An 11,387-nucleotide genomic window follows, 5' to 3' on the forward strand; every position below is an offset into this window, starting at 1 on the left:
GGCGCCGTCGACCCCCGTCCGTGGCCTGCCGGCCGGCCGCCTGGCTCACGCCCGCGCGCCCGCCCGCTGCCCGGCGCTCGCGGGCCCAGGGACGGCGCCGAGGACGGCGGCGACGACGTCCTCCGCGGGGGTGCCGGTCGCCCACGTCGTCGCCGTCAGCGTGAGCCGGTGCGCGAGCGCCGGTACGGCGACGGCCTTGATGTCCTCCGGGGTGACGTAGTCACGCCCGTCGAGGACGGCGAGCGCGCGGCCGACGAGGAGGAGCGCCTGGGAGCCGCGGGGCGAGGCGCCCACCTCGACGGCGCTGTGGGCGCGCGTGGCCGCGGCGAGGTCGACGCAGTACAGGAGGATGTCCGGGTCGACGTCGACGGCCTCGACGCCCGCCTGCATCGCGAGGAGGGTCGCCGGGTCGACGACCTGGGCCACGTCGGCCCGCTCGGCGCGCCGGGCGAGGCGCCGCCCGAGCACCTCCGCCTCCGCGTCCCGGGTGGGGTGCCCGACGGCGAGGCGCACGAGGAAGCGGTCGAGCTGGGCCTCGGGGAGGGGGTACGTGCCCTCGTACTCGACCGGGTTGGACGTCGCGAGGACGTGGAACGGCGCGGGGAGGGGGAAGCTCGTCCCCTCGACCGTCACCTGCCGCTCCGCCATCGCCTCGAGGAGTGCCGACTGCGTCTTGGGCGCCGTCCGGTTGATCTCGTCGGCGAGGAAGAGGCCGGTGAAGACGGGACCGGGCCGGAAGACGAACTCCGCCCCGGCCGGGTCGTAGACGTAGGAGCCGGTGATGTCCGCCGGCAGGAGGTCCGGCGTGCACTGGAGCCGGCGGAAGTCGAGGCCGAGGGCCGCGGCGAGGCTGCGGGCGGCGAGCGTCTTGCCGAGACCCGGGACGTCCTCGAAGAGCACGTGCCCTCCGGCGAGCACCGCGGCGAGGGCGGTGCGCAGCGGCTGCCTCATCCCGACGACGGCGGTCCCCACCTCCGCGAGGACCTCCTGACCGAGGCGTGCGACGTCCGGCACGGTGAGCGGGGCGGCGGGCGGGGTGCTCATGGCTGCGTCCTTGTCGTAGGGGGTGCGGTGGGCTGGTCCGGCGCCCCGAGGCGCTCGAGCGCACGCAGGCAGGCGGAGACGGCGCGCGCGCTCGGACCCTGGGTGGCCGGGGGAGTGAGGGCGGCGTAGGCCGCGTCGCCGAGGAGGTTGCGCACGGCCTCCGCGTCGCCGTCGAGGTCGAGGCCGTGGAGGGCGAGGCGTCCGCGCGCGACGGCGCGCAGCCGGCGCACGCCCTGGGAGTTGAGGCGGCCGTCCCGGCCCGTCATCGACCAGGAGAGCTGGGACACCTCGTGGCGGTAGCCGGCCCGGGTCCCGTCGGTGAGGCGCGGCCACGCGTGCTCGTGGCCGGCGTCCTGGGTGAGGAGCACGAGCCCGACGACGCCGGCCGCTGCGGCGGCGAGGGCGATGTTGGCCGGGGTGAAGCGGAAGTACGCCAGGACGACGACGACCGCCGTGATACCGAGGAGGACGCCGAGGACCGCGGCGCCGGAGACCGCGCGTCGACCGCGGGGCGCACGCGGGACGCCGCCGGCCCTGCGAGGCGCGTCGGTCAGCCCGCCTGCGCCGGCCCTGCGGCCCGCGCTGGCCTTCGCCACCGGCCTCACGGCGCCGCCTCGCCCGGAGCCGGCTGCGGCGGTCGGGCGGCCTGGCTCGACGTCGCCGGCCACGAGGCGGCGAGGCGGCGTAGGCACTCGGTGGCGGTGGCGACCTCCGCCTTGCCCATGCGGCCTGCCTCCCCGCGGCCGAAGCGGGCACGGTGGTAGAGACCGAGGAGGGTGCGGGTGGCCGCCGGGTCCGCGGCGGTCGCGTCGAGGACGGCGGTCGTGAACTCCGTCGGGGTCTGGGCCGGGGCACGCGGCACCCCCGAGCTCGACGCGGCCGCCTCGAGCTCGAGCCACGCGGCGATGACGACGTCGTCGGCCTTCCCGGCGGAGGCGAGGGCGGCCTGGGCCGCGTCGACGCCCCGACGCAGGGCGGGCAGGTCCGGCTCCACCTCGGGCTCGGTGGCGACGTCGACCTGCCGCCCGCCGGCAGTCTCGTGGCCGACGACGGTGCCGCCACGGGCGAACGTCGCCCGGCCGACGAGCCAGCGGGCGAGGAGGGCGCCGAGGACGACGAGCGCCGCGACGACGAGGGCCAGGGGATGGATCCCGCCGCCCCCCTCGGCCGTGACGAGGGGCGGCTCGACCGCCTCGGGGGTGACCGCCTCCTGCGAGGCCGCCGGGGGCAGGGGGACCTCGCCGGCAGGACGGGGGGCGGCCTCCCACGGCCCGGCGAGGGCGGCACCGAGGACGGCGAGGATGACGGCCGCGACGGCGAGGAGGACGACGGCGGAGCGCGCCCGGTCGCGCGGGTCGCCGGCGGGCGCACCGGCGGAGCGGGCTGGTGCCTCGGTGTGGCGGGCGGGCGCCCCGGAGGCCGGGGCCCCCCGAGCCCCGCCGCCCTCGCCCGCCAGTGCCCTCACCGCCGGCGGTAGGTCGTGATCCGGTAGCGGAGGCCGTTCTTCGCGTGGAGCCAGTCCTCGGGCGCCGGGTCGTGGCCGACGACCTCCCACTCGGGCCCGACCTCCGGAGCCCGGCGGTCGCCGGGCACCTCGAGGTCGATGTCGGTGACGACGAGGACGTCGGCGAGCGGCATGGCGTCGGCGTAGACACGGGCCCCGCCGCAGATCCACGCGTCCGCCCCGCCGAGCCGGTCGAGCGCTTCCTCGAGGCTGCGCGCGACCTCGGCCCCGGCGGGTGCGAAGTCCTCCTGGGTGGACAGGACGATGTTGCGCCGTCCCGGCAGGGGGCGGTAGCTCTCCGGCAGCGCGAACCACGACGTGCGGCCCATGACGACGGCGTCGGCGGCCGTCGTGCGGCGGAAGTGCGCCAGGTCCTCGGGCAGGCGCCACGGCATGTCGCCGTCGAGGCCGATGACGCGCATCCGGGCCTGCGCCCAGATCATGCCGAGGGTCACGCCGCCGCCCTCAGACCGCGACCGGCGCCGCGATGGCCGGGTGGTGGGTGTAGCCGACGACCTCGACGTCGTCGTAGGTGTAGTCGAAGAGGCTGGACGCCCGGCGCAGCCGCAGCGTCGGCGGGGCGTACGGCTCGCGGGTGAGCTGCTCGCGCACCTGCTCGACGTGGTTGTCGTAGATGTGGCAGTCCCCGCCGGTCCAGACGAGCTCGCCGACCTCGAGGTCGGCCTGCTGGGCCACCATGTGGGTGAGCAGCGCGTAGGAGGCGACGTTGAACGGGACACCGAGGAAGAGGTCGGCGCTGCGCTGGTAGAGCTGGCACGAGAGGCGCCCGTCGGCGACGTAGAACTGGAAGAGCGCGTGGCACGGCGCGAGCGCCATCGCGTCGAGGTCCGCGACGTTCCACGCCGAGACGATCATGCGGCGGGAGTCGGGGTCGGTGCGCAGGGTCTCCATGACCCGCGCGAGCTGGTCGACGTGGCGGCCGTCGGGAGTCGGCCACGAGCGCCACTGGACGCCGTAGACGGGGCCGAGCTCGCCGTCGTCGTCCGCCCACTCGTTCCAGATCCGCACCCCGTTCTCCTGGAGGTAGCGGACGTTGGACTCCCCGCGCAGGAACCACAGCAGCTCGTGGACGACCGAGCGCACGTGCACGCGCTTCGTCGTGACGAGCGGGAACCCGGCCGTGAGGTCGAACCGCATCTGGTGCCCGAACAGGCTCCGCGTGCCGGTCCCCGTGCGGTCGGACTTCGGCGTCCCCTCGGCGAGGACGAGGCGCAGGAGGTCCTCGTAGGGCGTGCGGCGCGCTGGGGCGGGGGACGGCTGGCTCACGTCCAGCATCCTAAGCGGCGCGTCGCGCCGGTGGCGGACCACCGGCGCGACGCGTCGTGCTGCGTGCTCCCGCTGCTCAGCCCTGCATGGCCATGTCGCGGTCCTGCCCCTGCTCGGACCCTCGCCGGTCCTGCTCGATCGTGTGCTGGGCGCCGCTGTGCGCCACCTGGATCTTGCGCGGCTTGGCCTCCTCCGCCACCGGGATGGTGAGCGTGAGGACGCCGTCGGTGTAGGCGGCGTCGATGCGGTCGAGCGCGACGCCCGTGCCGAGGGTGAGCTGGCGGGCGAAGGTGCCCGTCGGGCGCTCGCGGGAGAGCCACTGCTGACCCTCGGTGCTCGTCGTGCCGCGCTCGGCGCGGATCGTCAGGGTGCGGTCCTCGACGTCGACGTCGATCGAGCTCGGGTCCACACCGGGAAGGTCGATCTTGGCGACGAACGACTCACCCTCGCGGTAGAGGTCGAGGGGCATGACGCTCGCGTTCGGCGCCTCGCGCAGGACCGAGCTGAGCCAGCGGTCCATCTCGCGGAACGGGTCGTTGATCCTTGCCATGAGACTCACCTCCGTGTGCATCTCGGCCCGGACCTCCCGGGCCGGCGCCGGTCCCGTCGCTCGTGGCGGCGGGTCGGCTGCTGGCACATTTTTAGCACTCGCAAGCGGCGAGTGCTAACCGAAGCGGCGGCCCGATCGCTCACGGCGAACGGGCCGCCGACCGGCGGTGCGGGCGGGCCGCCCGCCGGCTCTCGGGCGGACTACCGGCTGGGGGCGAGCGCGTCCAGCCGGGCGAGCTCGTCCTGCGTCAGCTCGAAGCCGAACACGTCGAGGTTGGCCGCGATGCGCTCGGGCGTGACCGACTTCGGGATCGCGACGAACTCGCGCTGGACGTGCCAGCGCAGGACGACCTGCGTGGGCTGGACGTCGTGCGCGCGGGCGATGGCGACGAGCTCGGGGTCGTCCATGTCGGTCCGCTTGAACGGGCTGTACCCCTCGAGGACGACGTCCCGCTCGCGCAGCGCCGCGACGAGCTCGGCGTCGTGGTCGCCGGGGCTCCACGGGATCTGGTTGATCGAGGGCATGACGCCGGTGGCGGCGGCGAGCTCGTCGAGCTGGGCGACGGAGTAGTTGCTCACGCCGACCGCGCGGGCCTTGCCCGCCTCCTGCGCTCCGATGAGGTGCTCCCACATCGCGGGCGTCGCCTCGCGGTTCGGCGGCCAGTGGATGAGCCAGAGGTCGACGTAGTCGGTGCCGAGGAGACGCAGCGACTCCTCGAGGGTGGCGCGCTCCTCGCCGAGGTGGCCGGGGGGCAGCTTCGTCGTGACGAAGATGTCCGCACGGTCGACGCCGGAGTCCGCGAGCGCCCGCCCGACCTGGTCCTCGTTGCCGTACGCGGTGGCCGTGTCGATGTGGCGGTAGCCGACGTCGAGCGCCGTGCGCACCGAGGTGTACGCGTCGTCGCCCTCGGACTGCCAGGTGCCGAAGCCGAGGAGGGGGATGTCGACGCGGCCGGCGGGGGTGCGCAGGCCGATGGTGGGGGTGTGGGGTGTCGTGGTCATGGTCGGACATCCTGCTACGCCCGTCCGCGGGCGGCACGCCGACGACGGCGCGACCCCGAGCCGCCTCAGCCCGGGGCGGCCGCCCGGGGCCGGGGCGGCGGGCGGGTCACTCGGCCGCGGCGAAGGTCTCGGGTGCGGGACCGAAGGCCTCGCGCGCGCTCTCGACGACGTTGCGCGCGACGGCGCGCCCGCCGGTCCAGCCGATGATGGCGCCCACCCCGAAGGGCGCGAGCCGGCCGACCGCGAGGAGCCCGCCCCGGGTGGCGAACCGGCGGGCGAGCCGGCTCGTCAGTCCCCGGTTCACCCCGCGGACGGTGCCGAGCGGGAGGCGCGTGAGGGCCGTGCGTGCCCAGCCGAGCGTGCCGAGGCCCACCTGACCCTCGAGGGCGTCGACGCCCTCCTGGCCGAGGAGCGAGGCGAGCACGAGCGTGCGCCGCCGGGAGGCGTCGGCGATGTGGACGCCATGGACCTCGGCGACCGCGAGGACGAACGTCGCGCTGCGGGCGAGGAACGTGCCGACCGTGCCGGCGGTGAGGACGGCCGCGATCCCCGTGCCGATGGCGGGCACCGTCGCGACGGCGCCGACGGCGCCGCTCGTGCGCTTGACGGAGCGGACGTACGCGTCCTCGAGCTGGGTGAGGATCTCGGCCGGGGTGGCGTCCGGGTGGGCGCGCCGCAGGGCTGCGACGTTCGCCTGCACCCGGCCGGCCGGCAGGGCGAGGGCCGCGTCGAGGAGCGACTCGAACCGGGTGCGCTCGGTCGTGGCGGCGTCGTCGGCTGCGCTGAGGTCGCCGGCGCGCTCGTCCGTCGTCGTGAGGTCGGTGCTGGCCATGGGTGCCTCAGCTCTCGTCGGTCATGGGTTCGTGGGTGATGGCGAGCTCGTGCGAGGCGCCGGCCTCGAGGGTGCGACCGACCGTGCACTGCCGCCCGGCCGTGCGTCGGACGCGCTCGCGGAGGGTGTCCTGCTGCTCGGGGTCGAGGCCGGCGAGGTCGAGCACGAGCTCGACGTCGAGGGACCCGTAGCGGTTCTCGCCCTGCACGGGCGCGCCCGAGACCCCGACGACGGCGGGGAAGTCCTCCCCGAGCTTGCCGCGCAGCACGTGGTCCGCCGAGAGCGCCGTGCACGCGGCGAGGGCGAGCTGGAGCAGCTCGCCGGGGGAGAAGACGCCCTCGGCGTCACCCTTGCCGATCCGTACCTGCGCGCCCCGCTCGTTCCTGCCGGTGTAGACCGGGCCGCCGTCACGCTCGCCCCACAGGGCGCGCCCGGGGGCCGGTGCGGGTGTGGCGGCACCACCCGCGGCGTCGGCGTCCGGCATCGTGAAGTCCATGGGCCGATCGTCGCACGCGGGCCGCGTGCGGGCGACGGCGAAGCGGGCCGGGGCCTGCGGATGCCGCGCGCCGGGCGCTCCCGTAGCGTCGGGCGGGTGCCAGACAACCTGCCCTCCGCCGTCGTCGTCGTCCTCTTCGGCGCGAGCGGTGACCTCAGCGCCCGGATGGTGCTGCCCGCGTTCTTCGACCTGCACACCCGGGGGCTCCTGCCCGCGGACTGGCGGCTCGTCGGTGCCGGGCGCGGAGACAGCAGCGACGAGGACTTCCGGACGAGCGTGCGCGAGGCGCTCGAGGAGTTCGGCGACGGGCTTCCCGAGGACTGGGACGAGGTCTCCGAGCGCGTGCGGTTCGCCGGCGGCGGGTTCACGTCCGAGGACGCGGGGGAGATGATCGAGGTCATCGACGAGGTCCGCGAGGAGCTGGGCGGTGACCCGGCGGTCGTCCACTTCCTCGCCGTGCCGCCGTCCGCCTTCGAACCACTCACGCGAGCGCTCGGTGACCACGGTCTCGCCGAGGACGCCCGCGTCGTCTACGAGAAGCCGTACGGCACGTCGCTGGAGACCTTCGTCTCCCTCGAGGAGACGGTCAAGGACGTCCTCAGCGAGGACCAGGTCTTCCGCATCGACCACTTCCTCGGCAAGGAGGCCGTGCAGAACCTCTACGTCCTGCGGTTCGCCAACGAGCTGCTCGCGGGGATGTGGAACCGCGACCACGTCGAGCAGGTGCAGATCGACGTCCCGGAGTCCCTCGACGTCGCCGACCGCGCCGAGTTCTACGACGAGACGGGCGCGGCGCTCGACATGCTCGTCACCCACCTCTTCCAGGTCGCCGCCCAGGTGGCGATGGAGCCCCCGACGGACCTGCGCGACCCCGGCAGCGTCCTCGCCGCGCGCGAGGACGTCATCGCGTCCTTCCGCGCCCTCGACCCCGACGACGTCGTCCTCGGCCAGTTCGAGGGCTACCGCGACATCGAGGGCATCGACGACGCCTCCCGCACCGACACGTTCGTCGCCGCCCGGCTGTGGGTGGACAACGACCGGTGGCGCGGCGTGCCGTTCCTCCTGCGCACGGGCAAGCGGATGGCGTCCGACGCCCAGGAGGTCACCCTCGTCCTCCGCGACCCGGCCGGCCCCCTCGCCGGGGAGATCGCGACGCCCAACACGGTACGGGTCTCGATCGAGGACGCGGGCGGCACGCTCTCGATCGGGCTGACGGTCAAGCAGCCCGGGCCGGAGCTCGACCTGACGATCGGTACGGCGCGCCTCGAGCTCGACCAGGTCGAGGGCGGGACGACGATGCCCCCGTACGCCTCGCTCCTGCACGACGTCCTGCTCGGGGACCGCTCCCTCTTCACGACCGCGAGCGGCCTGCGGTCGGCCTTCGAGGCGTTCGCGCCGCTCCAGGGCGACGCGCGGCCCGAGCCGCGGCCGTACGCCCAGGAGAGCTGGGGCCCCGAGGAGGCGCGCGAGCTCGCCGCCCCGTACGGGTGGGTGCTCGGGCAGTAGGGCCGGGACGGCGGGGGCGCCCCGCTCTCGCGGGCCTGGCGGGCACAGGCCGCCAACCGCTACGGTTCGACGCAGTGCTGTGCACTGTGAGCCGGGCCACGCCTGTGAGCCCTGGTCGTCGCCGACGAGGGGAAGCCCCGATGCTCCGCAACGCTTCACGGACCGCCCGCCCGCCGGCGGGCGGTACCCCGCTCCGGCGTGCACGCAGCGCGGCGGCAGTCGCCCTGGCCGCGCTCCTCGCAGCCGCGGCGGCGACGGCGCCGGCGTCCGCCGGGGACCGCCCGGCCGCCGCCGTGCCGGACGTGGTCGAGGCGCTCGCCGTCGCCGACGTCACCGAGGAGCGCGTCGACGCGCGCACGCTCGACCTCACCGTGACGACGTCGTCGCTGCCTCAGCCCGCTGGCGTCCGGCTCCTCCTGCCCGACGGGTGGGACGAGCGGGACGAGGACGACACGTGGCCAGTCCTGTGGCTCCTCCACGGCGCGAGCAACGACTACACCGCGTGGACCGCGTCGGGTGCCGCGGGGGACCTCGAGGCGCTGCGCGACGTCCTCGTCGTCCTGCCGGAAGGTGGCGTGGCTGGGTTCTACTCCGACTGGTTCAACGGCGGAGCGGGCGGCCAGCCCATGTGGGAGACGTTCCACATGACCGAGCTCACCGCCCTCCTCGAGACCGAGTACGGCGCCGGGGACGACCAGGCCATCGCGGGCCTGTCGATGGGCGGCCACGGGGCCCTGGCCTACGCCGGCCGGTACCCCGAGCGCTTCTCGGCCGTGGCCTCGTTCAGCGGCCTCGTCCACACCCTGCGGGAGCCGGCTGAGGGCGAGTTCGGCGGCTCCGGCCTCGTCCTTGCCGCGGTCCAGACGAACGGCGGCAACCCCGCGGCACTGTTCGGCTCGCCGGTGGTGCACCGCAGCGTGTGGGAGGCCCACAACCCCTTCCACCTCGCCGAGGACCTCGCGACGATGCCGGTCTACCTCTCGGTCGGCACCGCGCCCGGGCTCGAGCAGGAGCTCTTCCTCCAGAACGAGGCCCTCGCCGCCCGGCTCGTCGAGCTCGGCGCGGACGTCGAGTACGTCGTCGACGAGGGCGGCGACCACGTGTGGCCGCTCTGGCAGCAGAACCTCTGCGCGTCGCTGCCGATGCTCCTCAGCGCCATCGGCGTCGCCGTCGACACGGACGACCCGTGCGCCGGCGAGCAGCCGACGGACCCGTTCCGCGTCCACCCCTACCTCCAGAACCCGACGACGGACGGCATGCTCCTCACGTGGTTCGCCACGGAGGCGGGCGAGGGGATCGTCACCGTCCGCGGCGGCGACCTCGCCGAGCCCCAGGTCTACACCTCGACGGGGGAGCTCCAGGAGCACCTTGCCTACACCGACGCCAACCGCGCGCAGGACATCCCGGGCCTCGAGCAGGGGTCCTGGCTCATCGACGGCGACAACTACCGTCACCAGGTTAGCGTCGAGGGTCTCTCGCCGGGCGAGACGTACACGTACACGGTCACCCAGGCCGGCGTGACGGTCGAGCACGAGCTGACGACGGCGCCGACGGCGCAGGAGTGGGACCACATCCGCTTCACGGCCATGTCCGACTCCGAGACCGAGCCGCTCGGCCGGGTGCAGCGTCGGGAGTGGGCCCCGGGCACGATCCCCGAGGGCGGCGAGGCGCGTCCCGCCGTCGAGGGGAGCGCGTGGGCCGAGGCCTACGGCACGGCGACGCTCGCGGGCGAGCAGGTGCTGCGCTACGCGCTGACGGAGGACCGCGGCTTCGCCGAGAACCTCGGCATCATCGCCGAGCGGGACCCCGACCTCATGCTCTTCACCGGTGACCTCGTCCAGGGCGGGGCCTACCAGCCCGGCTGGGACGAGTTCTTCCGCAACGTCGCAGGCTCCGCAGGGCAGCTCGGGTCGGAGCGGCCGCTCCTCGCGGCGATCGGGAACTGGGAGAACTACGGCGGCGCGGACGGGGAGTACGGGACCCCTGAGGACCGCTCCCCGGTGGTCACGGGCCGGGCGAAGATCAAGACCTACTTCACCCCCGGCTCCAACGGCACGCCCGAGCACGAGGGCAACTACAGCCGCCGTGACTACGGCCCGCTCACGTTCCTCACGCTCGACAGCTCCAACGGCGTCCCGGACGACCACCCGGACAACTACCCCGAGGACGAGAAGCTCACCGGCACCGAGTACACGGGGCCTGGCACGGACACCCAGAACAACTACACGGTCGAGGAGTACGAGGCTGCGGGCGGGACCGACCAGTCGCCGTACAACGAGGGCACGATCCAGTGGAGCTGGGCGGAGGCCCAGCTGGCCGACGCACGCGAGGCCGGGCAGATCGTCATCGTCCAGTTCCACCACGCGCCGTTCAGCTCCGGCGAGCACGGCCTGCCGATGAACCACGAGGACAGCTCCGGCCAGGGCGGCACCCCGATGCGGATCTACCACGAGATGTTCGAGGAGTACGGCGTCGCCACGGTCATCTCCGGTCACAGCGAGATGTTCGAGCGGTCCTTCGTCGACTCCGACGGCGACGGCGTGGGAGTCAACTACTACGACGTCGGAGTCTCCGGTGACGGGCTGCGCGGTTCCCGGATGGTCGGGGGGCTCTACGACGGCGAGCCGCTCGGCTACAACACCGCCAGCGCGTGGACGGCGGACCGTGACGTCCCCGAGGTCTGGCAGGACGGGCGCCTCGTCGACGGCGGCAAGCACTACGGCCACCTCGAGGTCAACGTCGAGCGACTCTCCGACGGCGACGCCGCGGCGCGCATCACGCTCACGCCGGTGTACTCCTTCCCGCTCATCGACGAGTCGTTCGAGGTGACGGGGACGGAGCGGCGCGTCTACGACGACGAGGTCGAGCTCCTCATCGGGGCGGACGGCCGGGTCCTCGACGAGAGCGAGGAGCCGACGGGCGAGCCGACCGGTGAGCCGACCGGTCCCACCGACGGGCCGACCACCGCCCCGACGACGGACACCCCGGCGCCGACGCCCCCGCCCACCAGCGGTGGCCCGGGCAGCCTGCCGAGCACCGGCGCCGACCTGGGTGGAGCCGCGGGTCTCGCGGCGCTGCTCCTCGGCGCCGGCCTCGCCGCCGGTCTCGCGGTGCGGCGGCGCGCCACGGCCTGAGCCCCGGCCGGCACTTCTCCATGATCACGCCTG

The 11,387-nt window shown here is 74.7% G+C and carries 11 protein-coding genes; 2 read left to right on the forward strand and 9 right to left on the reverse strand.

Annotated features, from left to right (window positions below; all coding sequences use genetic code 11):
* Positions 1-45: 45 nt before the first annotated feature.
* From V2J63_RS13130 to V2J63_RS13170, 9 genes are all read right to left on the reverse strand, one after another.
* Positions 46-1,044, reverse strand: coding sequence for an AAA family ATPase (locus V2J63_RS13130; RefSeq protein WP_331231499.1), 999 nt, complete (start codon positions 1,042-1,044; stop codon positions 46-48).
* Positions 1,041-1,649: a hypothetical protein gene (locus tag V2J63_RS13135; RefSeq protein ID WP_331231500.1), complete on the reverse strand. Its 609-nt coding sequence runs from the start codon at positions 1,647-1,649 to the stop codon at positions 1,041-1,043. Before V2J63_RS13135 ends, V2J63_RS13130 begins: the two co-directional genes overlap by 4 nt.
* Complete coding sequence (locus V2J63_RS13140) at positions 1,646-2,509, reverse strand: DUF4129 domain-containing protein (RefSeq protein WP_331231501.1); 864 nt, start codon at positions 2,507-2,509, stop codon at positions 1,646-1,648. The genes V2J63_RS13135 and V2J63_RS13140 overlap by 4 nt, the downstream gene beginning before the upstream one ends.
* The gene (locus V2J63_RS13145) at positions 2,506-3,003 is read right to left on the reverse strand and encodes a dihydrofolate reductase (protein ID WP_331231502.1); all 498 of its coding nucleotides are present in this window, start codon (positions 3,001-3,003) and stop codon (positions 2,506-2,508) included. The genes V2J63_RS13140 and V2J63_RS13145 overlap by 4 nt, the downstream gene beginning before the upstream one ends.
* 10 nt (positions 3,004-3,013) lie before the next feature.
* Positions 3,014-3,835 carry a thymidylate synthase gene (locus V2J63_RS13150; protein WP_331231503.1) on the reverse strand — a complete coding sequence of 274 codons (822 nt, stop codon included), beginning with the start codon at positions 3,833-3,835 and terminating at the stop codon, positions 3,014-3,016.
* Positions 3,836-3,911: 76 nt separating this feature from the next.
* Positions 3,912-4,385, reverse strand: a complete 474-nt coding sequence (locus tag V2J63_RS13155; protein WP_331231504.1) for an Hsp20/alpha crystallin family protein — start codon at positions 4,383-4,385, stop codon at positions 3,912-3,914.
* 200 nt (positions 4,386-4,585) lie between these two features.
* Complete coding sequence (locus V2J63_RS13160) at positions 4,586-5,386, reverse strand: aldo/keto reductase (protein ID WP_331231505.1); 801 nt, start codon at positions 5,384-5,386, stop codon at positions 4,586-4,588.
* A gap of 106 nt (positions 5,387-5,492) precedes the next feature.
* A complete protein-coding gene (locus tag V2J63_RS13165) occupies positions 5,493-6,218 on the reverse strand; it encodes a hypothetical protein (RefSeq protein ID WP_331231506.1) in 726 nt (241 codons plus the stop codon).
* Between the two features lie 7 nt (positions 6,219-6,225).
* Positions 6,226-6,714 carry an OsmC family protein gene (locus tag V2J63_RS13170; protein WP_331231507.1) on the reverse strand — a complete coding sequence of 163 codons (489 nt, stop codon included), beginning with the start codon at positions 6,712-6,714 and terminating at the stop codon, positions 6,226-6,228.
* Between the two features lie 96 nt (positions 6,715-6,810).
* On the opposite strand from V2J63_RS13170, the gene V2J63_RS13175 reads away from it, so the two are divergent.
* The gene (locus V2J63_RS13175) at positions 6,811-8,220 is read left to right on the forward strand and encodes a glucose-6-phosphate dehydrogenase (protein WP_331231508.1); all 1,410 of its coding nucleotides are present in this window, start codon (positions 6,811-6,813) and stop codon (positions 8,218-8,220) included.
* A 140-nt stretch (positions 8,221-8,360) separates the two neighbouring features.
* Positions 8,361-11,354, forward strand: a complete 2,994-nt coding sequence (locus tag V2J63_RS13180) for an alpha/beta hydrolase-fold protein (RefSeq protein ID WP_331231509.1) — start codon at positions 8,361-8,363, stop codon at positions 11,352-11,354.
* Positions 11,355-11,387: the final 33 nt, after the last annotated feature.

Origin of the sequence: Georgenia wangjunii, assembly GCF_036421975.1 — a bacterium.
Lineage (GTDB): Bacteria > Actinomycetota > Actinomycetes > Actinomycetales > Actinomycetaceae > Georgenia_A > Georgenia_A wangjunii.

Bases quoted from the DNA above. Each gene is read 5' to 3' on its own strand.
- V2J63_RS13130 (WP_331231499.1), bottom strand. From the start codon at position 1,044: ATGAGCACCCCGCCCGCCGCCCCGCTCACCGTGCCGGACGTCGCACGC.
- V2J63_RS13155 (WP_331231504.1), bottom strand. From the start codon at position 4,385: ATGGCAAGGATCAACGACCCGTTCCGCGAGATGGACCGCTGGCTCAGC.
- V2J63_RS13160 (WP_331231505.1), bottom strand. From the start codon at position 5,386: ATGACCACGACACCCCACACCCCCACCATCGGCCTGCGCACCCCCGCC.
- V2J63_RS13165 (WP_331231506.1), bottom strand. From the start codon at position 6,218: ATGGCCAGCACCGACCTCACGACGACGGACGAGCGCGCCGGCGACCTC.
- V2J63_RS13170 (WP_331231507.1), bottom strand. From the start codon at position 6,714: ATGGACTTCACGATGCCGGACGCCGACGCCGCGGGTGGTGCCGCCACA.
- V2J63_RS13180 (WP_331231509.1), top strand. From the start codon at position 8,361: ATGCTCCGCAACGCTTCACGGACCGCCCGCCCGCCGGCGGGCGGTACC.